The 25,393-nt window shown below is 73.5% G+C and carries 18 protein-coding genes; 12 read left to right on the top strand and 6 right to left on the bottom strand.

Features of this window, described 5'->3' with window-relative positions; genetic code table 11:
* Positions 1-58: 58 nt before the first annotated feature.
* Together dnaJ and hrcA are read right to left on the bottom strand one after the other, a co-directional pair.
* Complete coding sequence (dnaJ, locus tag FZ103_RS03245; RefSeq protein ID WP_186355744.1) at positions 59-1,210, bottom strand: molecular chaperone DnaJ; 1,152 nt, start codon at positions 1,208-1,210, stop codon at positions 59-61.
* On the bottom strand, positions 1,211-2,224 hold the full coding sequence (hrcA, locus tag FZ103_RS03240) for a heat-inducible transcriptional repressor HrcA (protein WP_186355743.1): 1,014 nt from the start codon (positions 2,222-2,224) through the stop codon (positions 1,211-1,213).
* A gap of 191 nt (positions 2,225-2,415) precedes the next feature.
* On the opposite strand from hrcA, the gene FZ103_RS03235 reads away from it, so the two are divergent.
* The 3 genes from FZ103_RS03235 to FZ103_RS03225 all read left to right on the top strand — a co-directional run bounded on the left by FZ103_RS03235 (position 2,416) and on the right by FZ103_RS03225 (position 5,389).
* Positions 2,416-3,228, top strand: coding sequence for a DUF3097 domain-containing protein (locus FZ103_RS03235; protein WP_186355765.1), 813 nt, complete (start codon positions 2,416-2,418; stop codon positions 3,226-3,228).
* A 99-nt stretch (positions 3,229-3,327) separates the two neighbouring features.
* Complete coding sequence (locus tag FZ103_RS25845; RefSeq protein ID WP_275548846.1) at positions 3,328-4,620, top strand: DUF4870 domain-containing protein; 1,293 nt, start codon at positions 3,328-3,330, stop codon at positions 4,618-4,620.
* 202 nt (positions 4,621-4,822) lie between these two features.
* The gene (locus FZ103_RS03225) at positions 4,823-5,389 is read left to right on the top strand and encodes a DUF4870 domain-containing protein (protein WP_155998756.1); all 567 of its coding nucleotides are present in this window, start codon (positions 4,823-4,825) and stop codon (positions 5,387-5,389) included.
* A gap of 49 nt (positions 5,390-5,438) precedes the next feature.
* Here the strand turns inward: FZ103_RS03225 and hemW are convergent, their stop codons facing one another.
* The 3 genes from hemW to FZ103_RS03210 form a co-directional block, all read right to left on the bottom strand.
* Positions 5,439-6,671: a radical SAM family heme chaperone HemW gene (hemW, locus tag FZ103_RS03220; protein ID WP_155998755.1), complete on the bottom strand. Its 1,233-nt coding sequence runs from the start codon at positions 6,669-6,671 to the stop codon at positions 5,439-5,441.
* A 47-nt stretch (positions 6,672-6,718) separates the two neighbouring features.
* The gene (locus tag FZ103_RS03215) at positions 6,719-7,357 is read right to left on the bottom strand and encodes an MOSC domain-containing protein (protein ID WP_155998754.1); all 639 of its coding nucleotides are present in this window, start codon (positions 7,355-7,357) and stop codon (positions 6,719-6,721) included.
* 88 nt (positions 7,358-7,445) lie between these two features.
* Positions 7,446-8,483 carry a LacI family DNA-binding transcriptional regulator gene (locus FZ103_RS03210; RefSeq protein ID WP_155998753.1) on the bottom strand — a complete coding sequence of 346 codons (1,038 nt, stop codon included), beginning with the start codon at positions 8,481-8,483 and terminating at the stop codon, positions 7,446-7,448.
* 117 nt (positions 8,484-8,600) lie between these two features.
* Here FZ103_RS03210 and FZ103_RS03205 point away from each other — a divergent pair, with 117 nt between their 5' ends.
* From FZ103_RS03205 to FZ103_RS03190, 4 genes are all read left to right on the top strand, one after another.
* On the top strand, positions 8,601-10,253 hold the full coding sequence (locus FZ103_RS03205) for a glycoside hydrolase family 13 protein (protein WP_155998752.1): 1,653 nt from the start codon (positions 8,601-8,603) through the stop codon (positions 10,251-10,253).
* Positions 10,254-10,532: 279 nt separating this feature from the next.
* Positions 10,533-11,768: a maltose ABC transporter substrate-binding protein gene (locus tag FZ103_RS03200; RefSeq protein ID WP_155998751.1), complete on the top strand. Its 1,236-nt coding sequence runs from the start codon at positions 10,533-10,535 to the stop codon at positions 11,766-11,768.
* Between the two features lie 3 nt (positions 11,769-11,771).
* Positions 11,772-13,388, top strand: coding sequence for an ABC transporter permease subunit (locus FZ103_RS03195; protein ID WP_186355742.1), 1,617 nt, complete (start codon positions 11,772-11,774; stop codon positions 13,386-13,388).
* On the top strand, positions 13,388-14,287 hold the full coding sequence (locus tag FZ103_RS03190) for a sugar ABC transporter permease (RefSeq protein ID WP_155998750.1): 900 nt from the start codon (positions 13,388-13,390) through the stop codon (positions 14,285-14,287). Before FZ103_RS03195 ends, FZ103_RS03190 begins: the two co-directional genes overlap by 1 nt.
* Positions 14,288-14,403: 116 nt before the next feature.
* Here FZ103_RS03190 and lepA read toward each other — a convergent pair whose 3' ends face one another.
* Entirely contained in the window at positions 14,404-16,248 is a 1,845-nt protein-coding gene (lepA, locus tag FZ103_RS03185) for a translation elongation factor 4 (protein WP_186355741.1), read from the bottom strand.
* 185 nt (positions 16,249-16,433) lie between these two features.
* Between lepA and FZ103_RS03180 the strand changes: the two genes are divergently transcribed.
* From FZ103_RS03180 to FZ103_RS03160, 5 genes are all read left to right on the top strand, one after another.
* The gene (locus tag FZ103_RS03180) at positions 16,434-17,447 is read left to right on the top strand and encodes a hypothetical protein (protein ID WP_186355740.1); all 1,014 of its coding nucleotides are present in this window, start codon (positions 16,434-16,436) and stop codon (positions 17,445-17,447) included.
* A 208-nt stretch (positions 17,448-17,655) separates the two neighbouring features.
* Positions 17,656-17,928, top strand: coding sequence for a 30S ribosomal protein S20 (rpsT, locus tag FZ103_RS03175; RefSeq protein WP_155998749.1), 273 nt, complete (start codon positions 17,656-17,658; stop codon positions 17,926-17,928).
* A 162-nt stretch (positions 17,929-18,090) separates the two neighbouring features.
* Positions 18,091-19,107: a phosphotransferase gene (locus FZ103_RS03170; protein ID WP_155998748.1), complete on the top strand. Its 1,017-nt coding sequence runs from the start codon at positions 18,091-18,093 to the stop codon at positions 19,105-19,107.
* Positions 19,108-21,773: 2,666 nt separating this feature from the next.
* Entirely contained in the window at positions 21,774-22,361 is a 588-nt protein-coding gene (locus tag FZ103_RS03165; protein ID WP_343233354.1) for a ComEA family DNA-binding protein, read from the top strand.
* Between the two features lie 450 nt (positions 22,362-22,811).
* Entirely contained in the window at positions 22,812-25,265 is a 2,454-nt protein-coding gene (locus FZ103_RS03160) for a ComEC/Rec2 family competence protein (RefSeq protein WP_186355739.1), read from the top strand.
* Positions 25,266-25,393: the final 128 nt, after the last annotated feature.

Here is a 25,393-nt window from a genome sequence, read left to right as displayed (position 1 = left end):
CACCGGCCCCGCCCGCGCCGATCAGCCGGTCGCGGCGATGTCGATGGTGGGCGGCGGCTCAGCGCGCGCCGAAGGCGTCGCGCAGCCGCGAGAACAGGCCGCCGTGCCCCGGGCTGAACTTGCCCGGAGGCTGGTCCTCGCCGCGCAGCTCGGCGAACTTGCGCAGCAGCGCCTCCTGCTCCTCGTCCAGCTTCGCGGGGGTCTCGACGTCGACCTGGATCATCAGGTCGCCGCGCCCGGCACCGTCGAGGTGGCGGGTGCCGTGCCCCGGCAGGGTGATGACGTGGCCGGAGCTGGTGCCCGGCCGCAGGTCGATCTCCTCGGTGCCGTCGAGGGTGTCGAAGGTGAACGAGGCGCCCAGCGCCGCGGCGGTCATGGGAACCGTGATCGTGCAGTGCAGGTCGTCGCCGCGCCGCTCGAACGTGGGGTGGGGACGCTGCACGATCTCCAGGAAGATGTCGCCGCGCGGACCGCCGTTGGGGCCGACCTCGCCCTCGCCGGCGAGCTGGATCTGGGTGCCGTCCTCGACGCCCGCGGGGATCTGCACCTTGCGGGTGACCTTCTCGCGCACGCGGCCCTCGCCGGCGCAGTCGGCGCAGGGGTCGGTGATGATCGTCCCCTGGCCGGAGCACTGCGGGCACGGCCGCGTGGTCATGACCTGGCCGAGGAAGGAGCGCGCGACCTGCGAGACCTCGCCGCGGCCCTGGCACATGTCGCAGGTCTGGCGGTGGGTGCCCTTGGCCGTGCCCTCGCCCTGGCAGGTGTTGCACAGCACCGCCGTGGGAAAGGTGACGTCCTTGGTGACGCCGAACGCGGTCTCGGCCAGGTCCAGCTCGATGCGCACCTTGATGCTGCGGCCGCGCCGCACCCGGTCGCGGGCGCTGCGCCCGGCGCCGGGCTGGCCGCCGCCGAAGAACGCGTTCATGATGTCGTCGAAGGGGAACCCGGCCGCGCCGAAGCCGCCGGCTCCCGCGCCGCCGCCTCCGCCGGAGGGTGCGAAGGGGTCGGCGCCCATGTCGAACATCCGGCGCTTGCTGTCGTCGGAGAGGACCTCGTAGGCCTGGGTCACTTCCTTGAAGCGATCCTGGGTGGCCGGATCCGGGTTGACGTCCGGGTGGAGTTCGCGGGCGAGCCGCCGATACGCCTTCTTGATCTCGTCCTTGGATGCGTCGCGCCGCACCCCGAGGATCTCGTAGTAGTCTCTCGCCACTTACTGCCCCGCAAGTATCTGTCCGAGGTACCGAGCCACAGCGCGTACCGCTCCCATCGTTCCTGGGTAGTCCATCCGGGTAGGACCCACAACACCGATCTTGGCCAGAGGCTGGTCGCCGATTCCGTAACCGGCCGAGACGATCGAGGTGGATCGCAGACCCTCGTGAGAGTTCTCGGCGCCGATGCGCACCGTCAGCATGGAACGGTCGCCCATCTCTCCCAGCAAACGGAGCAGGACGACGTTTTCTTCCAACGCCTCCAGTACCTCCCGCAGGCTAGCCGAGAAATCCATAGCGGCGAGATTCGCCGTACCACCGAGGACGATCTTCTCGTCGTGGCGCTCGACGAGGCTCTCCAGCAGCACCGACAGCACGGCCGCCGCCAGGGCGCGGTCGTCGGGCGGCAACTGGGCGGGCAGGTCCTCCACGGCGTTGGGCACGTTGGTGAGCCACTTGCCCACCAGCGCCCGGTTGAGCATCTGGCGGAGGCGGTCGACCGCCTCCTCGCTGACGTCCTCCAAGCCGTCGATGACCCGCTGCTCGACGCGGCCGGTGTCGGTGATCAGCACCATCATCACGCGCTGCTGGCCCAGCGGGACCAGTTCCACGTGCTGCACCGAGGAGCGGGTGAGCGACGGGTACTGGACCACCGCGACCTGGCGGGTGAGCTGGGCGAGCAGCCGCACCGTCCGACCCACGATCTCGTCGAGGTCGACCGCGCCGCCGAGGAAGGTCTCGATCGCGCGGCGCTCGGCGCTGGAGAGCGGTTTGACCGTGGACAACCGGTCCACGAACAGCCGGTAGCCCTTGTCGGTGGGGACCCGCCCCGCACTGGTGTGCGGCTGGGCGATGTAGCCCTCCTCCTCCAGCGCAACCATGTCGTTGCGGATGGTGGCGGGAGATACGCCCAGGGTGTGGCGGTCGGCGAGCGCCTTGGATCCCACGGGCTCGTTCGTGGACACGTAATCCTCGACGATCGCACGCAGAACCGCAAGCTTCCGGTCGTCGAGCACGTGCTCACCTCCTGGCACTCCATGGTCCTAAGTGCTAATTCTATGCCGTCGCGCAAGGACAGGCGGAGAGCGGGGCGGCCGGGTTCCGCGCCGGCGGCCACGCGGCACCCGGCATTCGGAGGCGTGCGCCGCTACAATCCCCGCCCGTGCACACCAACTCGGGAAGCTCGGGCAAGCGGTACGGCGAGGACGTGCTGGCCGGGGACTGGCGCCGGCCGCGCAAGGGCGCCGTCGCCGAGGTCGCGCTGGAGCACGGGCTCGTGCTGGAGTCGGCCGACGAAGGGTTCTGCGGCGCGGTCGTCGGCTGGGACAAGCGGACGGTGACGCTGGAGGACCGCCGGGGCCGCCACCGCGTCTTCGACCTGGAACCCGCGGCGTTCCTGCTCGACGGCCGCCCCGTGACCGCGGTGCGGCCCGCCCCGGAGCAGGCGGCGGGGACCGGACCCGCCCGCAGCGCCTCCGGTTCGATCGCCGTGCGGGGCGCGCGCTCGCGGGTGGCGCGGGAGAGCCGCATCTACGTGGAGGGCGTGCACGACGCCGAACTGGTCGAGAAGATCTGGGGCCACGATCTGCGCATCGAGGGCGTGGTCGTGGAGTATCTGGAAGGCGTGGACCGCCTGCCCGCGATCGTCGCGGACTTCGCTCCGGGCCCGGGGCGCCGGCTGGGCGTCCTGGTGGACCACCTCGTGCCGGGCTCCAAGGAGAGCCGGATCGCCGAGGAGGTCTCCTCCCCGCACGTGCTGGTGACCGGACATCCCTTCGTCGACATCTGGCAGGCGGTGAAGCCGTCGGTGCTGGGTTTCTCCGCGTGGCCCGATGTGCCGCGCGGGGTCCCGTGGAAGGAGGGGGTCCTGCGGGCGCTGGGAAGCGGCGAGGAGCCCGGTGAGGCCTGGCGGCGCATCCTGGGGTCGGTGCGCACCTACGCCGACCTCGAACCGGAGCTGCTGGGCCGCGTCGAAGAGCTCATCGACTTCGTCACCGCGCCCCTGGCAGTGCAAGACTAGACCTGTCCGGGAGTGTCGCGCGCCGCGAGCGCGCGGTGGCCTGCCGGGGCACCGGATGGCACTATCGGCCCAACGCAATCGGCACAGCCAAGGGACAAGATGAGCGAGACCCCGCCCAACCGACCACAGCCCCAGGAGGGGCCCTCCGGTGACCAGTCGGCACCAGGCCGCGCACCCTCTGACGGGCAGCCCGGCCAGGGGCAGGCGGGCACCGGCGAGCAGCAGCCCGGATATCCGCAGCCGGGAGGCGGGCAGCCCGGTGAGGTCCACCCGGGCTACGGGCACCCCGATTACGGGCAGCCCCCTCAGCCGGGCTACGACCAGTCCAGCGGCGGCCAGCCGGGGTGGGCCCCCCCGGGGTACGCTCAACCCGGCCGTGAGCAGCCCGGCTACGGCCAGTCCCCGCAGCCGGGATACGGCCGGCCCGAATACGGATATCCCTCCGGGGGCCAGCCGGGCTACGCCCAGCCCGGCGGAGAACAACCCGGATACGGCCACCCCACCGGAGGCCAGCCCGGATACGCCCAGCCCAGCGGCGGCCAGCCCGGTTACGGCCACCCCACCGGCGGCCAGCCCGGATACGGCGCTCCCGGCGGTGACCAGCCGGGCTACGGACAGCCCGCACAGCCCGGATACGCCCAGCCCAGCGGAGAACAACCCGGATACGGCCACCCCTCCGGAGGCCGGCTCAGCGCAGAGCAGCCCGGCTACGCGCAGGCGGGCAGCGGGCAGCCCTACCAGCAACCCCAGCCGGGATATGCCCAGCCGGGCTATCCCCAGCCGGGTTACCAGCAGCAGCCGGGGCAGCAGCCCCCATCGGCCGGGTACCAGCCCCCGGGCGCCGGCCCTCAGCAGCCGCAGGCGCCCCAGCCCGGGTACGCCCCGCCGCAGCCCCAGCCGGGGATCCCCCAGGGCTACGAGCAGCAGCCCGCGGGATACCCGGGCACCCCGCAGGCGCCCGGTCAGCCGGGTTACCCGCAGGGCTACCCCCAGCAGCAGCCCAGCGGTCCCCAGCCCGACTTCGGCCCCCAGCCCGGCGCCGCCGACGACGCCACCTGGGCGATGATCGCCCACCTCTCCGGGGTCATCCTGTCCTGCTTCGGCTGGCTGCCCGCCCTCATCATCTACTCGGTGAAGCGCAAGGACTCCCCGTTCGTCCGCCACCAGGCCGGCGAGGCGCTCAACTTCCAGCTCACCCTGCTCATCCCGTACTTCGTCGCCTGGGCGGTCTACATCGGGCTCGGGGTCTTCGCGCCGCCGATCTCCTGGATCGGTTCCGTGCTCGTCGCGGTGATCTGGGTCGGCTCGATCGTCCTGGGCGTGCTGGCCGCGCTCAGCGCCAACCGGGGTATCCGCTACCGCTACCCGGTGTCGATCCGCATGGTGAAGTGACCCTCGGGGCGGAGGCCGGCGCGTCTCGAACGCCTCCGCCCTGTGGGAACCCCGCACTCCGTGAAAGAGTCTCATCAGCGAGGCCTTTCCGCAGCCGGGCGCTCGGCCGATTCCCGATCCCCGCCGCAGCGCCGCCGCACGTGATGCGATCGCAGCGCCCCGGCGCCCGCCGGGGCCGACCCCACAGAGGAGACCACGAGAGATGAGCTACCCGCCCCAGCCCGACCAGCCCTACGGCGGCGGCCAGCAGCCCGGCGGCTACCCGAACCACCCCGGCGGCTACAACCCGCCGCCCGGGTACGACCCCAACTACGGCCCCCCGTCGGGTCCGCAGCCCGGCTACGGCCCCCAGTCGGGGCCCCAGCCCGGCTACGGCCAGCCGCAGTATCCGGCGCCGGTGCCCTACCAGCAGGGCTACGGCCAGCCCGGCGGCTATGGCGCGCCCAGCTCGGACGACCGGACCATGGGCATGGCGGCCCACATCGGCGGGCTGTTCACCGGGTTCCTGCTCCCGCTGATCCTCTACTTGGTCAAGAAGGACGAGTCGCCCTTCATCCGCCACCAGTCGGCCCAGGCGTTCAACTTCCAGGTGACGATGGCCATCGGCTACATAGTGTCGAGCATCCTGATGATCGTCATCATCGGCATCTTCACGCTCTTCGCCGTACTTATCTGCAGTGTCATCTTCGCGATCATGGCGGGTGTAGCCGCCAACAAGGGCGAGTGGTACGAGTACCCGAAGTGGCTGGCCTTCCCGATGATGAAGTAGGCGCCGGAGTCTGCGGCGCGGGAGTCCGGGCGGCCCGGCCCAAGCGTCCTCAGGTGAGCTCGCGCACGACCGCGTCGGCCAGGAGGCGACCGCGCCGGGTGAGGACGGCGCGGCCGTCGGCGTGGGCTGCGGGCTCCAGCAGCCCGTCGGCGACGGCGCGAGCGGCGGCGGCCCGCCCGCTCGCGTCGAGCAGCTCCAGCGGGCACCCCTCGGCCAGCCGCAGTTCGAGCATGATGCGCTCGAAGCGCCGGTCCTCGGCCTCCAGCACCTCGCGGGCGTGGCCGGGCGAGCGCCCCTCGGCCAGGCGGGCGGCGTAGGCGGCCGGATGCTTGACGTTCCACCAGCGGGTGCCGCCGACGTGGCTGTGCGCGCCGGGTCCCACCCCCCACCAGTCGCCGCCGGTCCAGTAGAGGCGGTTGTGGCGGCTGCGGGCGGCGGTGCCCCGGGCCCAGTTGGAGACCTCGTAGGGGTGCAGGCCGGCGGCGGTGAGGGCGTCGTCGGCCATGGTGTAGCGGTCGGCCAGCACGTCCTCGTCCGGTTCGCTCAGCTCGCCGCGGCGTACGCGCGCCGCCAGGCGGGTGCCCTCCTCGACGATCAGCGAGTAGGCCGAGATGTGGTCGACCCCGGCCTGGACCGCCGCCTGCAGCGACTCCTTCCAGTCGGCGTCGGTCTCGCCGGGCGCGCCGTAGATCAGGTCCAGGTTGACGTGGCTGAACCCGGCCTCGCGGGCCCACTGGACGCACTGCTGGGCGCGGCCCGGGGTGTGCGCGCGCTCCAGGACGGCCAGCACGTGCGCAGCCGCGCTCTGCATGCCGAAGGAGACGCGGGTGATGCCCTGTTCGCGCAGCCGGGCCAGGACCGCCGGGTCGACGGTCTCGGGGTTGGCCTCGGTGGTGACCTCGGCTCCGGGCTCCAGCCCGAACTCGGCGTCGACGGCGGCGAGGATGCGCCCCAGGTCCTCTGGGGGCAGCAGCGTGGGGGTGCCGCCGCCGAAGAACACGGTGCTTACGGGGACCTCGGCGGCGCCCAGGACGCGGCGGGCCAGGCGGATCTCGGCCACGGCGAGATCGGCGTAGCCCTCGCGGGTGGCGGTGTGCCCGCCGTCGCGGGAGCGCAGTTCGGCGGCGGTGTAGGTGTTGAAGTCGCAGTAGCCGCAGCGGGTGGCGCAGAAGGGCACGTGCACGTACACGCCGAAGGGGCGGGTGCCCGCTCCGGCCGCGGCGCCGGCGGGCAGGGCGCCGTCGGCGGGTACGGGCTCGCCGTCGAGAGGCACGGAAGGCATGCCTCCAGTGTCGGCGATGGCGGCGACCGGACGGTCCCGGCCCGGTCTCAGCCCTCCGCCGCCCCGACGGCGGCGGCCGCCTCCTCCCACACCGCCGAGCGTCCCGGGATCGCCAGCACGCGGCGCAGCAGCTCGCGGTCGGGCTCGTAGCGGGCACGGAAGGCGGCGGCGACGGCGATCCCGTGCTCGGGCCGGTGCACGACGCGGACCTCGTCGCCGGCGCTGATCTCCCCCTCGGCCAGGACGCGCAGGTAGACGCCGGTGCGGCCCTCCTCGGTGAAGCGCTTGACCCAGCCGGTCTCCTCCATCCACGCGCGGAACACCCCGCAGGGGGTCCGCGGCAGGGCGGCCTCCAGCAGCACCGTCCCCACGCGCCAGCGCTCGCCGATGAGCACCGCGTCGAGGTCGAACCCGCGGGTGGTGAGGTTCTCGCCGAACACGCCGTCGCGCAGCGGCCTGCCCAGCCGCTCCTGCCACAGGTCCAGGTCCTCGCGGGCGTAGGCGTAGACGGCCTTGTCGGGGCCGCCGTGGTGCTCGCGGTCGGCCTGCTCGTCGCCGGCGAGGCCGTGTGCCCGCACGGCCACCGGGCCGGGCACCGGCCGCTTGTCGATGGCGGTGCGCTTCAGCCGCCCCGCCCACGCGGCGGAGACGGCCGTTCCCGTGTTGACCGAGGCGATGCGGGGCATGGCGGCAAGGCTATAGGGCGGCCGCGCCGGCGAGGACGGCGGGGCGGGGTTCGACGGCCGGGCGCGGGCCGCGACGCGGCCGCGCGGTTCAGGAGACTCTGACGGCGCGGGAGCGGGCCGCGGCCGCGGGTGCCGCGGCGGTCGAGCCGCGCACGACCAGTTCGGGGTCGAACAGGTACTCCGTGCGGGAGACGTTGTGGCCGGCGATCTCGTCGCACAGCGTGCGCACGGTGGCCATCGCCATGGCCTGTATCGGCTGGCGCACGGTGGTCAGCGGCGGATCGGTGAAGGCGATGAGCTGGGAGTCGTCGTAGCCCACCACGGAGAAGTCGCCGGGGACCGAGAGCCCGTGCTGGCGGGCGGCGCGCACCGCGCCCAGCGCCATGAGGTCGGAGCCGCAGACCATGGCGGTGACCCCGCGCTGCAGCAGCCGCGACGCCGCCGCGTGGCCGCCCTCGACCCCGAACAGCGAGAGTTCGACGAGGTCGGTGCAGTCGAGGCCGTGCGCGGCCATGGCCGCCCGATAGCCGATGAGCTTGCGCTGCACGGGCACGTAGCGCTCGGGACCGCTGGTGAACCCGATCCGGGTGTGGCCCAGTTCGGCGAGGTGGTTGACGGCCAGCCGCCCGGCCTCGCGGTCGTCGCAGGAGACGAACGCCGCCGGCACCTCCTCGGCGAAGCCGTTGACCAGCACGATCGGCAGCTTCTGGGCGATCAGGCGGTGGTAGCGGCCGTGGTCGGCGGTGGCGTCGGCGTGCAGGCCGGAGACGAAGACGATGCCCGAGACGTTGCGCTCCAGCAGCAGTTCGACGTACTCGTCCTCGACGATGCCGCCGGGCGGGCGGGTGCACAGCACCGGCGTGTAGCCCTGGCGGGCGAGCGCGCCCTCGGCCGCCTGGGCGAACATCGGGAAGACCGGGTTCTCCAGCTCGGGCACGACCATGCCGACCAGTCCGGCCGACCGCCGCCGCAGCCGCTCGGGGCGCTCGTAGCCCAGCACGTCGAGCGCGGTGAGGACGGCTGCCCGGGTGTCGGAGCCGACACCGGGCTTGTTGTTCAGCACTCGGGAGACCGTCGCCTCGCTCACCTCGGCATGGCGGGCTATGTCGGCCAAACGTGGACCCATGGGAGCACTCTAATGCAGTTTGCCCCACGCTCCTTGCAACCGATAGGTAATCTTGCGCAATAGCTTGCACGGACCCACTCGGCTGACCCGCTCGGCCAGGCACACGGAGGGACTCCTATGCCCACGCCCCCACAGCACGCGCCCGCACCGCCCACCGCCGACCGGGAGTGGTGGCGCGACGCGGTCATCTACCAGGTCTACGTCCGCAGCTTCGCCGACTCCGACGGCGACGGCGAGGGCGACCTGCGCGGGGTGCACGACCGGCTCGGCGAACTCGCCTCGCTGGGGGTCGACGCGGTGTGGCTGACCCCCTTCTACGTCTCTCCGCTTGCCGACGGCGGCTACGACGTGGCCGACTACCGCGACGTCGATCCCCGCTTCGGCACGCTCGCCGACTTCGACGCCCTCATCTCCCGGGCACACGAGCTGGACCTGCGGATCATCATCGACATCGTGCCCAACCACACCTCCTCGGCCCACGCCTGGTTCCGCGCCGCGGTGGCCGCCGAGCCGGGCAGCCCGGCGCGCTCGCGCTACATCTTCCGCCCCGGCCGGGGCCCGGGCGGCGACCGTCCCCCCAACAACTGGAAGTCGATCTTCGGCGGCCCGGCCTGGACCCGGCTGAAGCGGCCGGACGGCACGCCCGAGGAGTGGTATCTGCACCTGTTCGACGCCGAGCAGCCCGACCTGGACTGGACCAACCCCGACGTGCACGCGGAGTTCGACGACGTGCTGCGCTTCTGGCTGGACCGCGGGGTCGACGGGTTCCGCATCGACGTGGCGCACGGCATGGTCAAGGACCCCGAGCTGCCCGACCTGCCCGAGGGGCAGAAGGCCGACCTGCTCGACGGCTCCACGCAGCTCCCCTATTTCGACCAGGACGGCGTGCACGAGATCTACCGCAGGTGGCACGGCATCGTCGGCTCCTACCCGGGCGAGCGCGCGCTGGTGGCCGAGGCGTGGGTGGAGGACGCCGACCGGGTGGCCCGCTATCTGCGGCCCGACGAGCTGCACCAGGCGTTCAACTTCCAGTACCTGACCGCGGGCTGGGACCCCGCGGTGCTGCGGCGGGTCATCGACGGCTCGCTGGCGGCCAACGCCGCGGTCGGGGCGCCCACGACCTGGGTGCTGTCCAACCACGACGTCACCCGGCACCCCACCAGGTTCGGCGGCGGCGAGCGCGGGCTGCGCCGGGCGCGCGCGGCCACCCTGCTCACGCTGGCGCTGCCGGGCTCGACCTACCTCTACCAGGGTGAGGAGCTGGGCCTGCCCGAGGTCACCGACCTGCCCGAGGACGCGCTGCAGGATCCGACCTGGCTGCGCTCGGGACGCACCGAGCGCGGGCGCGACGGCTGCCGGGTGCCCCTGCCCTGGGAGGGCGAGCGGCCGCCCTTCGGCTTCTCGCCCGAGGGCGGCCGGCCCTGGCTGCCGATGCCCGAGGAGTGGGCGCGCTACACCCGCGAGTCCCAGCGGCGCGATCCCGACTCGACACTGGCGATGTACACCGTGGCGCTGCGTCACCGGCGCACGGCGATCGAGGCGGCCGCCGGCCTGGACTGGCTGGAGGCCGGCGAGGGGCTGCTGGCGTTCCGCCGCGGCGCGGGGTTCGCCTGCGCGGCCAACCTCGGCGGCGCGCCGGCAAAGGTCCCCGCGGACGCCCTCCCGTCCGCGGCGCGCGTGCTGCTGTCCAGCGGGGAGGTCCGGTGGGAGGCGGGGGCGCTGGTGCTGCCGGCCGACACCGCGGTGTGGCTGGTGCCCGAGGGGGACTGAGCCGACCGGGCGGCCCGGCGACCGGGTACCGTCGCCTGACGGTGCCGGGCCGCCCGCCCCGCTGCCTGCACGAATGCGGGCGGGACCACCGGCGCGGGCCGCGCCCGGCGGCGTGCGCGTGCCGCGGGGGTGTCCGCGGCGTTTCCACATCGTGACCGGTTTTCCCTGCAAGTGCTTTCAGTTCTTGCAATGAATTGCTAACGTCACCTCACCTGCCAACAGACAAGCCGGGACAGATCGGGGGAAACGTCCGCGGCACCAGCCCCTAGAGGGAGCCACATGAGAATCCGCAGCGCCGGCCTGCTGGCCGCGACCGCCGCCCTCGCGCTGACGACGGCGTGCGGAGGCGGCGGCCAGGAGGCCGCCGACCAGCCCAAGGGCACGATGGTCATCTGGGCCGACCCCGAGCGCACCGAGGTCCTGCAGCCGTTCGCCGAGGAGTTCGGCTCGGCCAACGGCATCAAGGTCGATGTCCAGGAGGTCGCCGCCGACACCATCCAGTCCGACTTCGTGACCGCCCACGAGGGCGGCTCAGGCCCCGACGTGCTCGTCGGCGCCCACGACTGGATCGGCAACCTGGTGCAGAACGGCGCCATCGACCCCCTCCAGCTGCCCCAGGAGAAGGTCGACGCCCTCAACGAGGTCGCCGTGGAGGCCACCACCTACGACGGGCAGCTCTACGGCGTCCCCTACGCCATGGAGAACCTGGCCCTGATCCGCAACACCGAGCTCGCCCCCGAGGCCCCCGAGACCTTCGAGGACCTCGTCGAGACCGGCAAGCGGCTGAAGCAGGACGGCGAGGTCGAGGAGGTCCTGGGCCTGCAGGTCGGCCAGACGGGCGACCCCTACCACATGCAGCCCTTCTACACCTCGGCCGGCGGCTACCTCTTCGGCACCGACGACCAGGGCAACCCCGACCCCGCGGACCTGGGCGTGGGCACGCCCGAGTCGGTCGCGGCCTTCGAGAAGATCGCCGAGTTCGGCGAGGAGGGCGAGGGCGTCTTCAAGCGCTCCATCGACGCCGAGAACGTGGCCAGCCTGTTCCACCAGGGCAAGACCGCCTTCTTCGTCACCGGCCCGTGGTCGCTGGGCGCCGTGCAGGAGGCCGGCGTCGAATACGACGTCTCCCCCGTCCCCGGCTTCGCCGGCGGTGAGGAGCCCCGGCCCTTCGTGGGCGTGCAGGCGTTCTTCGTGGCATCCGGCAGCAAGAACAAGGTGCTGGCCGAGGAGTTCGTCACCAACTACGTCACCGACCCCGAGCTGGCCACCGCGCTGTATGAGGCCGACCCGCGCCCGCCCGCGCTGACGGAGGTCATGGAGAAGGTCAGCAAGGACGACCCCGCAGTCGCCAAGTTCATCGACGCCGGTGCCGACGGCCGCCCCATGCCGGCCATCCCCCAGATGGACGCGATCTGGGACCCCTTCGGCAAGGCGCAGGCGGCCGTGATCGGCGGCGCCGATCCCCAGAAGGCCGTCGAGTCGGCCGCCGAGACGATCCGCGAAGAGATCGGCTGAGCCGTGGCAGGCAACCGCCCCAGCGGTGCGGGCGCCCCCGGCGGGGCGCCCGCACGCCCGCCGCTGCCCGGAGGATCGCTGGCCCCGCGCGGGTCGGCGGCCGGGCAGGCGGCCAGGATCGGCATGCTCGGCCTCGCGGCGGCCGTCGCCCTGTGGGCCGTGTTCCCCCTGTACTCGGCCGGGAACTGGGCGGGCGTCGGAGCGGTGGTGGCCGTGACGGGGCTGATCTTCTACGTCTACCTGTCCAAGCGCGCGGTGCCCGCCAAGTACCTGGTGCCCGGCACGCTGTTCCTGGTCGCCTTCCAGATCATCCCGGTGCTCTACACGCTGAGCACCTCGGTGACCAACTACAGCGACGGCCACCGCGGCACCAAGGAGGAGGCCGTCGAGCAGATCGAGGCCTCCTCGGTCCAGCGGAGCCCCGACTCCACCTCCTACACCCTCACCGTGGCCGCCCGCGGCTCCGCGCCTGGGGGCGAACTGGTGTTCCTGCTGACCGCGCCCGACGGCAGCGCCTACGCGGGCGATGCCCAGGGGCTGCAGCCGCTGCCCGGCGCCACCGTCACCCCGTCGGGAAAGATCACGGCCGCGCCCGGATACACCGTCCTGCCGCCCAGCCAGGCCAACGCGCGCAGCGAGGAGATCACCGGGCTCGCCGTCCCCAGCGGATCGGGCACCGGGATCCGCTCCAGCGGGTTCTCCACGGCCTACGAGGGCCGCTCCACGCTCACCTACGACGCCGGCTGCGACTGCATCACCGACGCCGAGACCGGCCGGGTCTACACCGCCGACGACGAGCGCGGCGCGTTCGTCGCCGACAACGGCGACCGGCTGCCGCAGGGCTGGCGGGTCGGCGTGGGCATGGCCAACTTCGCGCGCTTCCTGACCGACCCCGACATCCGGTCGTCCTTCCTGGGCATTCTGACCTGGAACATCGCCTTCGCCGCCGGAACCACGGCGATGGTGTTCGCGCTGGGGCTGTGCGTGGCGCTGACCCTGCACACCCGGGAGCACTTCACCGGGCGCACCGCCTACCGCCTGCTGGTGGTGCTGCCCTACGCCATGCCCTCCTTCGCGATGTTCCTGCTGTGGCGGTCGATGTTCAACTCCGACTTCGGGCTGCTGAACCGGATGCTGGGGCTGGATACCGACTGGTTCGGCGAGCCCTGGACGGCCCGGGCCGCGGTGCTGATCGTCAACATCTGGCTCGGTTTCCCCTACATGTTCCTGGTGGCCACCGGAGCGCTGCAGTCGATCCCGCGCGAGCTGGTGCAGGCCGCCCGCATCGACGGTGCCGGGGCCTGGCAGGCGTTCCGCCAGGTCACCCTCCCCCTGCTGATGGTGGCCATGGCGCCCATCCTGGTGGCCACGTTCGCGTTCAACTTCAACAACTTCAACGCCGTGTGGCTGACGACCGAGGGCGGCCCCTTCCCGACCGACAACCCGATGGCGGGAGCGACCGACCTGCTGATCACCTACACCTACCGGCTGGCGTTCGGCGCCAGCGGGGCCCAGTACGGCTACGCGGCCGCGCTGTCGGTGTTCATCTTCCTCATCGTCACGGTCATGTCGGTGGTCAGTCTGCGCAGAAGCGCGTCCCTGGAGGAGGTGCACCGGTGATGGCCCGATCCGCCGCCGCGAAGGCGCCCGCGCGGCACGGCAGGGCTCACCCCCTGTCGCTGTGGGCGCGCCGCACCGGGTGGCGGCACCTGGTGATGCTCGTCTTCCTGGTCTTCGCGCTGTTCCCGATCCTGTTCGTGGTCTCGGCGGCGCTGAACCCGCTCGGCACGCTCAGCTCGTCCACGCTCGTCCCCCGCTCCGCCGGGTTGCAGAACTTCCTGCAGCTGCTCGGCGGAACCCACTTCGGGCGGTGGTACGCCAACTCGCTGCTGATCGCGATGGCCAACGCGGCGGCGACGGTGTTCCTCTCGGCGCTGGCGGCCTACGTCTTCAGCCGGTTCCGCTTCGCGGGGCGCCGGCTGGGGCTCTACGGGCTGCTGGTGATCCAGATGTTCCCGCAGTTCCTGGCGATCGTCGCGATCTACCTGATGTTCAGCACGGTCAGCGACTACTGGCCCGCCGTCGGATTCAACACCCCCTGGGGGCTGATGCTGGTCTACCTCGGCGGTGCACTGAGCATCAACACCTGGCTGATGAAGGGCTTCTTCGACACCATCCCCGCGGCGCTGGACGAGTCGGCCCAGGTCGACGGCGCGACCCACGCCCAGGCGTTCTTCCGGATCATGCTGCCGCTAGTGACCCCGGTGCTGGCCGTGGTGGGGCTGCTGGTGTTCATCGCCACCGTCAACGAGTTCCTGATCGCCAGCGTGTTCCTGCGCGATCCCGAGGCCAAGACCGTTGCGGTGGGGCTGTACGGCATGGTCGCCGACCAGCGCGACGCCAACTTCGGCATGTTCTCCGCGGGCACCCTGCTGCTGGCGGTGCCGGTGCTGTCGGTGTTCTGGTTCCTGCAGCGCTACATCGCCGAGGGCCTCACCAGCGGAGCGGTCAAGGGCTGAGGCCCGGCCGGATGCCGGCCGCACCACGGTGCGGCCGGCCGCCCCGGTGCGGTCGCGGCGGTCCTCGGCCGCACCGGGGCGGCGGGCCGCGGCGGCCCTGAGCGGGCGCCGCGGCCTCAGCGCTTCTTGGAGTCCTTCTCGGAACCGGAGTCCTCGGTCGACAGCGCGGAGATGAACGCCTCCTGGGGCACCTCGACGCGGCCGACCATCTTCATCCGCCGCTTGCCCTCCTTCTGGCGCTCCAGCAGTTTGCGCTTGCGGCTGATGTCGCCGCCGTAGCACTTGGAGAGCACGTCCTTGCGGATGGCGCGGATGTTCTCGCGGGCGATCACCCGCGAGCCGATCGCGGCCTGCACCGGCACCTCGAACTGCTGGCGCGGAATCAGCTCGCGCAGCTTCTTGGTCATCTCCACGCCGTAGGAGTAGGCCTTCTCGCGGTGCACGATCGCCGAGAACGCGTCGACCATCTCGCCCTGCAGCAGGATGTCGACCTTGACCAGGTCCGACACCTGCTCGCCCGAGGGCTCGTAGTCCAGCGACGCGAACCCCTTCGTGCGCGACTTGAGCTGGTCGAAGAAGTCGAACACGATCTCGGCGAGCGGCAGGGTGTAGCGCATCTCGACGCGGTCCTCGGAGAGGTAGTCCATGCCGTCCAGGGCGCCGCGGCGGGCCTGGCACAGCTCCATGATCGGACCGACGAACTCGGCGGGCGCCAGCAGCGTGCCCTTGACGATCGGCTCGTGGACCTCTTGGATCTTGCCCTCGGGGAACTCGCTGGGGTTGGTCACCGAGTGCTCGGTGCCGTCCTCCATGATCACCCGGTAGATGACGTTGGGGGCCGTGGAGATCAGGTCCAGGTCGTACTCCCGCTCCAGGCGGGCGCGGGTGATCTCCAGGTGCAGCAGCCCCAGGAATCCGCAGCGGAAGCCGAAGCCCAGCGCCGCGGAGGTCTCGGGCTCGAATGCCAGGGCGGCGTCGTTGAGCTGCAGCTTCTCCAGCGCGTCGCGCAGCACCGGGTAGTCGCCGCCGTCGATGGGGTACAGGCCCGAGAACACCATCGGCTTGGGGTCCTGGTAGCCCGGCAGCATCTGCGAGGCCCCGTTGGCCTGGGAGGTCACCGTGTCGCCGACCCGCGACTGGCGCACGTCCTTGACACCGGTGATGAGGTAGCCCACCTCGCCCACACCCAGGCCCTCGACCTTGGTGGGCTCGGGTGAGATGACGCCCACCTCCAGCATCTCGTGGGTGGCGCCGGTCGACATCATCTGGATGCGCTGGCGGGTGCCCAGGTGGCCGTCGACCACGCGGACGTAGGTGACCACGCCGCGGTAGGTGTCGTAGATCGAGTCGAAGATCATCGCCCGGGGAGGCGCGTCGGCGTCGCCGACCGGCGGCGGGACCTGGCCCACGATCTCGTTGAGCAGCTCCTCGACGCCCTCGCCGGTCTTGGCGCTGACCCGGAGCACGTCGGAGGGCTCGCAGCCGATGATCCCGGCCAGCTCGGCGGCGTACTTCTCGGGCATGGCCGCCGGCAGGTCGATCTTGTTCAGCACCGGGATGATGGTGAGGTCGTGCTCCAGGGCCAGGTAGAGGTTGGCCAGCGTCTGGGCCTCGATGCCCTGGGCTGCGTCGACCAGCAGGACCGCGCCCTCGCAGGCGGCCAGCGACCGCGACACCTCGTAGGTGAAGTCGACGTGGCCGGGGGTGTCGATCAGGTTGAGGACGTAGGTGGTGTCGTCGAGCGCCGTGAACGGCAGCCGCACCGCCTGGGACTTGATGGTGATGCCGCGTTCGCGCTCGATGTCCATGCGGTCGAGGTACTGCGCGCGCATCAGGCGGTCCTCGACGATGCCGGTCAGCTGAAGCATGCGGTCGGCCAGCGTCGACTTGCCATGGTCGATGTGCGCGATGATGCAGAAGTTGCGGATCAGCGCGGGATCGGTCCGGTTCGGCTGAGGCACCGTGCTCCGTTCGGATAGCTCGCTGGTTGGCCAGGATGGCAGGGGCGCTGGGCCGCGGCGTCGCGGCGAAGCTGCGCGGTGGTGCCGTCCATGATCCCACCCGCCCGAAGCGGCACCGCAGGGCGCGTCGGGGCGAGAATGGCTCACGCGGCATACATCAGGTTATGTGAGATCGGAGGACGCTCGTGAAGTGGTTCCTGCAGCGCGTGCTCGCAGCGGTGGCCGCCGTCCTCGTCGTGGCGCTGGGCGCGGCGGTGCTGGTGCGCGTGCAGTACACCGGCGAGCCCGCCTCCTGGGCGGTGTCCGACGGCACCAACGCGCTGTGGATGGGCCACGCCTGGGTCGACGGGCGCTACGGCGAGCAGGAGCTGGCCGAGCTGAAACCCCGGATCGACGAGGGCGGGATCAGCGACGTGTACGTGCACGTCGGACCGCTCGGCTACGACGGGCGGCTGGATCCGGCCAAGCACCCCGAGGCCGCGGCGTTCCTGCGCATGTTCCGCGCGGAGCTGCCCAAGGTGCGGGTCTCGGCGTGGGTGGGCCAGCGGGTCGAGGTGGGGCGGCTCGACCTCGGCGACGAGGCCGTGCGCACACGCGTGGTCGAGGCCGCCGACCGCCTCGTGGGCATGGGGTTCGACGGCGTCCACTACAACTTCGAGCCCGTGCCCAACAACGATCCGGGCCTGCTCGCGCTGCTGGAACGCACCCGCGCGGAGCTGCCCGCGGACGCGCTGCTCTCCAGCGCGGTGCCCACGGTGGAGCCGCTGGCGGGGCTGGCGTTCACCCTCGGGCTGGTGCTGCCCAAGGACCCGTTCTGGTCGAGCGGGTACCTCGGGCGCGTCGCCGAGCACCTGGACCAGGTGGCCGTGATGTCCTACGACACGGGGATGCCCACCGAGGGCCTGTACGGGGGGTTCGTGGTGCGGCAGACCACCGCGGCCATGGACGCCGTCCCCCAGGACGTGCACCTGCTGATGGGCGTGCCCGCCTATCCCGACGACCACGCCGGGCGCAACCCCGAGGCGGAGACGACCGCGGCCGCGGTGCGGGCGGTGCGGCTCGGGCTCTCCGACGGCGGCGAGCGGCGCGAGCGGTTCGGCACGGCCCTCTACGCCGATTTCTCTGCGACCGGCGACCAGTGGAGCGCCTACCTGGACGGGTGGGCCGGGCCGGACGGCGAGGCGGGCCGGCCGGGGTGAGCAGCGGGCCTCGGGCGCCGGTCGCGAGCACTCCCCCGCGCAAGGCATAATGGTAGTCCCGTGTCTCGAACGTTCCACGTTCAGTTTGAGCCCTTCGGACTCACACCCTGGCGTCGGCGCGCGACCGGCCTCCCCGCGGAACGGCTGCCCGCGGCAGGGGCACGCGCGCCCGAGCCGCAGATCAGAAGCTACTGGAGCACGTTTTCGCATGGCGAACATCAAGTCGCAGAAGAAGCGCAACCGGCAGAACGAGCAGCGCCGGCAGCGGAACCAGTCGGTGCGCTCCTCGCTGAAGACGGCCATCCGCAAGTTCCGCGTGGCCGCCGAGGCCGGGGACGTCGAGCAGGCCGTCGTCCTGCAGCGCTCGGCTGCGCGCCAGCTCGACAAGGCGGCGAGCAAGGGCGTCATCCACAAGAACCAGGCCGCCAACCGCAAGAGCGCCATCGCCAAGCGGCTGGAGAAGGTGCAGAGCGCCGGCTGAGACCCGACCGGGCATTCCCGGTCGAGCCGAGACTCGGCGCGCCAAGGCCGCCTTCCGCATCGCGGGAGGCGGCCTTCGCCGTGCGGCCGGCGCCCCACCGTGCGCGCTGCCGCGCCAAAGCGGCGTCCGCCGCCCCGCAAGGCGGAGATTAGCGTAGTGGCCGTGGACTTCACCGACCTCCGACTGAGCCTGTGGGATGACCCCGATCAACGCGACGAGCTGCATTCCTGGGTCCGGGCGTGCCTGGCCGAACGCGGCGAGCGGCTGCTGGCCGACCCTCCGCGGGTGCGAGTGCGGCCGTGGTCGACGACGGCCCGCTTCTCCTCCACCGCGGGGCCGGTCTGGTTCAAGGCCAGCGCGCCGGGAGGGGAGTTCGAGGCGGCGCTGCACGGGGCCCTGTACACGTGGGTGCCCGGCAGTGTGCTGACCCCGCTGGGCATGGACGTCAAGCGCGGCTGGTCGCTGCTGCCCGGCGCCGGCGTCCCCCTGCGCGAGCAGATGGCCTCGATCGACGACTTCGCGGTGTGGGAGGCCATCCTCGGCGCCTACAGCGAGACGCAGCGCGTCCTCGCCGGGCGTGTGCGCGACCTGCTGGCGCTGGACGTCCCCGACCTGCGCCCTGCGGCGCTGGGACGGCTGCTCGACGGGTTCCTCGCCGATCCGGGCGTGACCGCGGCGCTCGGGGACGGCGCCGACCTGCTGCTGCGCCACCGTTCGGCCTTCGACGCCGAGTGCAAGGCACTGGACGACTCCGGCCTTCCGCCGTCGCTGGACCACTCCGACCTGCACGTGGGCAACGTCTTCGTCCTCGACGGCCGCTACCGCTTCGCCGACTGGGGCGACGCCGTGGTGGGCCACCCGTTCTTCAGCCTGCTCGTGCCGCTGCGCATCGCCGTCCGCGAGCTCAACGCCGACACCCGCACCCGGCAGCGCCTGCGCGACGCCTACCTGGAGCCCTGGACGGAGTCGCATCCGGCCTCGGCCCTGCGCGCCGAGGTCCCGCGGGCCACCCGCCTGGCCGCCCTGAGCCGGTCCCTGGCCTGGAGCCGCGCGTTCTGCGAACTGCGGTCGGCGGTGGCCGGCGACCAGCACCGGGAGATCGCGGCACTGCTGCGAGGCATGATCAGCGACATCACCGCCGCAGAGGACGGCCCGGACGCAGACGCCGGAACCCGCTGACCCGGCAGCGGGAGGCACGGGGATGTGCAGCGGGGCGGAGCGGGAGCCGCCCACGCGAGGGCCTGCGCGCAACGAGCCGGCCGAAGCACCCGCCGCAGACTCCGAGCCGAACGGCCCGTCCCCCGCGGGACGGGCCACCCACGCTGGGCGCCGCGCGGAACAGACGCTACGCGCGACCCGGCCCCATTGCCGCAGCTTTTGTGGTGTCCGACTCCGGGTGGTTCCCGGAGGGTGCCTGCTGCGGGCGGGATGAGAAGGCCCTCTCCGGAAACCTTCTGGGGCCGGTCACCGGGGGGTGCGGCCATGGGCGCGGACCGCGAAGCGCGGCCCGCCCGTCAGCCCACCACCACCCCAACGGAGACGCTGCGCGTCACCTGTTTCCTGGCCGCCGAGCGCACGGGTGCCTTTCAGATGGCGCCGCGCCCCGGGGGGCCGGGTTCCAGCGCAATGGGTGCTGCGTGCGTTCGGCGGCATCTGGCGCACAGCGCTTCGCACATCACAGCCCCATTGCCGCAGCTTTTGTGGTGTCCGATTCCGGGTGGTTCCCGGAGGGTGCCTGCTGCGGGCGGGACCGGAGGGTGCCTGCTGCGGGCGGGATGAGAAGGCCCTCTCCGGGAATCGTCCGGGGCCGGTCACCGGGGGGTTGCGGCAATGGGCGCGGACCGCGAAGCGCGATCGCAGCTTGCCGCCGAGCGCACGCGTTGTCTTTCAGATGGGGCCGCGCCCCGGGGGGCCGGGTTCCGGTGGAATGGGAACTCCGTGCATTCGGCGGCAAGCCGGCCCGCAGGCCAGCCCGCGTCCGCGCGGTGATCGGCCGCGCCGCCCTCGCTCAGCGAGACAAGCGAACCTCTGCCGGGCGGCGAAACCGCAGCACGCCGCCTCCGCACGATCACCGGCGCGGTCGCGCGCGCGGAATCCCGAGGGCGGTGCCCTGGCAGGGCAGGGGGTCGCGTGCCGACAGCGACGGCGGTCGGGCAGTGCGTCCGGCTCCGGGTTTTCCACAGCCGCGGAATCCGGGGGGACGACCGTGGGTGCGAGTGCCTAGCTTCGTGGCTATGTCGCCGATTCTGCGCTCGCTCCGTCCTTCCGCCCATCCGACCTCCACCGCCGACTCCGCCGCCACCGACCCGGCAGCCGTCAGCGCCCTGCGCCGTCTGCAGGCCCTGTCGAATCGATCGGCCCGCGGCCCCGCCGCACAGCCCGCCACCGGCTCCGTTCCCACCGGCGCTGCGCGACCGCTCGACGCCGAGCACGCGGCGCCCGCGCCTGGTGCCGCCGAACCCGGCACCGACCAGAACCCGCGCGTGCCCGCCCACCCCGCCCCGCACCGGCCGGGTTCGCATGCCGCGAGCCCTCCCGACGAGGACGGGCGGGCCGCCGTCCCGCCGGTACCCCCCGCAGGCTCCGCCCGCGCTGCGCCGACCGGCACCGCCCACCCCAGCGACGGCTCCCCGGGCACACCGCCGCACGACCCCGGTAGCGCACCGAGTCCTACCGCGGACGGCACCGCCCCCGCACTCCCGGCCGGCGCCGAGGAGCCGCCACCGCCGCCTTACGCCCACCAGCCGGTGGCGGGCCGAGGCGGGCCGCCCGGCCCCGGCCTCATCGCCGAGCAGTACCGGCCGACCGGCGTTCATCACCCGCTCCCCGGACCGCCGACTCCGCCCGCCTTCAGCGCCCCCGAGGCACCTCCTCCGCCCTACGCGTCCCCGGAGGGCGACGACACGGCCGAGCCCGCACGGGCCGCCGAGGGGATCCCACCCCCCATCGACGAGGCTGCGCCCCCGCCCTCCACCACCGGGACCGGTGGCGCACAGCCCGCACGGCAGCCGGCCGACCCGCCCGGGACCGGCCGCCACCTCCCAGCGGCTCCGCTCCCGCCCTACAAAGATCACCACGGCGACGCCGGCCGGACGGCACGGTCTGCCGGGGAGTCCGTTCCCCGACCCGGCGAGGCTCCCGCCCCGCCCGTCCCGATGAGTCCGAGGCCGCAAGGGCCGGGACACCGCGTGGCGGGGGCCGGTGAACGCGCTACGGAACGGGCCTGCCGAGACGATGACGGCGCCGTGCCGCCCGGACCGGACGGCGCGCAGCCACCGGCCGTCGTCGGACCCGGTGCGCCGGCGGCGGGCGGCGGGGCCGCCGGGGGCGGCGTTTCCGACTCCCCCGAGCGGGATGCCGGTGTCGGCCGGCACCGGCGTCCCGCGGAGGAGGGCGCTGCGGCCGAGCGAGGCGGCGGGAACGGTGCGAATCGGCCGCCGCCGCGAACCGCGCCCCGCGGCAAGCACGCGCGGATCGGCGGTCGGCGGGAAGAGCAGGCACGGGCGGGCCGCCGACCGCCCGATGTCCCCGGCAGACGCATGGAGCCGCCGGGGCAGCGGGGCGATGGTGCGGCACCGCACGGACACGGCCGCTCCTCGCGGACCGGCGGCCGGGACCCCGCACCGTCCGCGGCACGGCGCGCGCATCCGCGACCCGGTATTCCCGCCCCGGACGAGGAACCGCCACCTGCCGTCCCCGACCCTCCGCGCGGCTACGAGCAGGTCGGCCCCGGCCTCCTCCGGCGCCAGCGCTGGTCCTCCGTCGTAGAGCTCCTCGTCCCGGGACTGGCCGACCAGCCCCGGCTGGGCCGCTCGGGACTGCGGGCGCTCATCGGCGTGTGCGCGGTGGCCGCCGCGGTGACGGTCTGGTTCCTGTTCCAGTCGCGCCCGGCACCGGAACCGCCGCCCGCGCTGCAGGCCGACGCCTCGCCCTTGGCCGCCGGCGGATCCGCACCGCCGCCGCCGACGGCCGCGGCGGCGTCCACCCCGGCAGCGGAGGTCACCGTGCATGTCGGCGGGGACGTCCGCTCCCCCGGCCTCGTCACCCTGCCGTCCGGATCACGCGTCGCCGACGCCATCGAGGAGGCCGGCGGCACCACCCCCGATGCCGACCCCGGAAACCTCAACCTGGCGCGGCAGCTGGTCGACGGCGAACAGATCCTCGTGGGCGCCCCGGCGCCTGCTCAGGCGGCGCCGGGACCCGCTCCCGGGTCCTCGGCTCCGCCCGCACCGGTCGACCTCAACACCGCCACCGCCGACCAGCTCCAGGAACTCCCCGGTGTCGGACCGGTGCTCGCCGAGCGCATCATCGCCTTCCGCACCGAGAACGGCGGATTCGCCGCGGTCGAGCAGCTCCGCGACGTCAGCGGCATCGGCGAGCAGCGCTTCGCCGAACTCGCCGACCTCGTCCACGTCGCAGGAGTCACCGGATGACGGCTCCCCCGCCAAGGCAGCGGTCTTCCTCTGCAGGCCGAACCCCGGTTGCGCAACCCCCGCCGACGGCCCGAGGGCGGTCCCGTTCGGGCATCGCCCGCGCCGGGGGCGCGGCGCCGACTCCGTTCCGCCGCCGAACAACGCGTCCGCTCTCCGGCGGTCCGGCACCGTTCTCGGCTCGCTCCGCAGGGGCCGGTTGTCCTGCCCCCTCGGGAGCGAGCCGGCGGCCGACCGTGATGAGACGAGGACACCGCGGCCGGCTCCGCGGCAGGAACGTCCACATCGCGCCCGCCGCCTCCGTCGGCGAACAACCGGAACTTCCTGCAGGGGGTTCGGCGGGTCCGGCCCCCGCCGAGCGCATCGCATGCTCCGCCGCCGGTTCGCCCTTGCCGACTGCCCGCTGTGCCCCCCGGGAGCCCAGGCACCGCGCGCGCCCCTCCGGCGGCTGACGTGGTCTACCTGGGCACCGACGCACCCGACTACTCGGCGGCGCCCGACCTGCGGCTGGTGGCGCCCGCGGTGGGGACGTGGTGCTGCATCGCCGCGCTGCTGGGCGGCTCGTCGGGGACCGCGTTCCTGGTGGCGGGGCTGCTCGTGGTGGGCGCGGCGCTGGTGTGGAGCGCGGCGCGGCGGCGGGCGGGCCCGTTCACGACGATGGCCGTGGCGGTGCTGGTCTGCGCGGGCGCCGGCGCGCTGGCGACGGGCGGGCGGCTGGCGGCCGTCGAGTCCGGTCCGCTCCCCGAGCTGGCCGCAGAGCGCGCGTGGGCAGAGCTGGAACTCGTCGTCACGGCCGATCCCCGCCGGCGCAGCGGCCCGCCCGCCCCCGGCCGGGCGCGGCTCGTCATCGAGGCCCGCGCGGAGCTGGTGCGCGCCCGTGCCAGCGGCCATTCGTCGGGCGAGACCGTACCCACGCGCACCCGGGTGCCCGTGGTCGTGCTGGCCTCCGGCGACGCCTGGCGCCGGCTGCTGCCCAGCCAGCGCGTGCGCGCCTCCGGCACCGTGCTCCCCGCCCGGGGCGGCCTGGTGGGCGGCCTGCTGGTCGTGCGGGGCCCGCCCGATCACGTTCAACCGCCGTCGGCCTGGCAGGAATGGGCCGGCCACGCGCGGGCGAGGCTGCGCGACGCGTCGGCGGCCCTGCCTCAGCCCGCCTCCGGCCTGCTGCCGGCGCTCGTGGTCGGCGACACGTCGGGGCTGCGGCCGCAGACGGTCGCGGCGTTCGAGGACAGCGGCATGAGCCACCTGCTCGCCGTCAGCGGCTCCAACCTCGCGATCATGACCGGGGTTGCGCTCGCCGCCTGCCGCGGGCTCGGGCGGCCGGCCTGGGTGGCCGCCGCCGTCGGCGCGCTGACCATCGCGGTCTTCGTGCTGCTGGCGCGGGCGGAGCCGAGCGTGCTGCGGGCGGCGTTCATGGCCGCCGTCGCCCTGGCCGCGCTGGCGCTGGGGCGGCAGCGCGTCGGGCTGACCGCTCTGGCGGCCTCGGTGCTGGGTCTGCTGCTGTTCGATCCCGGCCTCGCCAGGTCGTTCGGATTCGCGCTGTCCGTGCTGGCGACCGGCGGGATCATGGTGCTCGCCCCCGGCTGGCGCGACCGCTGGTCGGCGCGCATCCCGCGCTGGGTCGCCGAGGCCGTCGCGGTGGCGCTGGCGGCGCACGTCGCGTGCCTGCCCCTGCTCGCCGTGCTCTCCGCCGAGGTCAGCTGGGTGGCGGTGCCCGCGAACGTGCTCGCCGCGCCCGCGGTGCCGGTGGCGACGGTCGGCGGGTTCGCGATCGCCGGCCTCGCCCTGGTGTGGCCGGCGCCTGCCGCGGTGGCCGCCTGGGTCCCGGGCGCGGCCGTGCTGTGGATCGGCGGCGTGGCCTCTGCCGCGGCGCGGCTGCCCGGACGCGCCCTGCCGTGGCCGGCCACGGCGGCGGGGGCGCTGACCCTGGCCGCCGTACTCGTGCTGCTGCTGGTGCTGCGCGGCCGGGTGCGCCTGGTGGTCTGCGCGGCGGGTATGGCGGTGGCGCTGACGGCGCTCACCGTGCACTGGCTGGTCCCGGCCTGGCCACCGGCGGGATGGGCGCTGGTCGCCTGCCGCATCGGCCAGGGCGACGCGCTGGTACTGCGCGCGGACTCGGGGCGGGCGATCGTGGTCGACACCGGTCCGGATCCGGTGGCGGTGTCGCGGTGCCTGAACGATCTGCGCATCAGACGGGTCGGCCTGCTGGTGGTCACCCACGGCGACGTCGACCACGCCGGCGGCACCGCCGGGGTGCTGGCGGGCCGCGGTGTCCGTGCGGCGCTGCTGCCGCCCGGATTCGACCATCCCCCGACCGCGCGGCTGCTGCGCGCCGCCGGGATACCGCTGCACACCGGAGCCGCCGGCCAGCGGTGGAGCATGGCGCCTTGGACCCTGGACGTGATATGGCCCGAGCCGCACTCCCCGGGCGGCAACGACGGCAGCATCGTGCTGCTCGCGCGCTGGACGCCGCCCCCGGGCGGCGGCGCCGCACCGATGCGGGTGCTGCTGACCGGCGACATCGAGGAGCCCGCGCAGCGGGCGCTGCTGCGCAGCTCGCACGCCGTCCGGGGCGTGGACGTCCTCAAAGTCCCCCACCACGGCGCGGGCACCCAGGAGCCCGCGTTCATCACCGCCACCCGCCCCGACATCACGCTCACCTCGGTCGGTGCCGACAACCCCCACGGCCATCCCGACCCGGCCACCTGGTCGCTGCTGCGCTCCGTCGCACCGGCCAACTACCGCACCGACGTGCACGGGGACATCGCGGTCGTTCCCGGCTCGCCCGATCCCGGCGTCGTCTGCCGCGACCCCGGCCCCCGCCGCGGCACGCGCCGCCGACCGCCGCCCGGCCCGGCGCCGCGCGGTCCGGTCCCCCTCCGCCTCCACGTTGACCTCGATCAAAGTTGAGGTTCTAGCGTGGGCACCGCGAGGGCCGCGGCCTTGAGCGCGGCCGAGTTGTGGACACCCGCCCGGCCGCGAACACGGGGGCACCCGTCGAGGCGCGACCCGAACTCGCGGACGGGCGCCGTGCCGGC

It is taken from the genome of Streptomonospora sp. PA3, assembly GCF_009728995.1.
Taxonomy (GTDB): Bacteria; Actinomycetota; Actinomycetes; order Streptosporangiales; family Streptosporangiaceae; genus Streptomonospora.
Note: the sequence above shows the minus strand (reverse complement) of the source record. Positions and strands in the feature narration are given on the sequence as shown.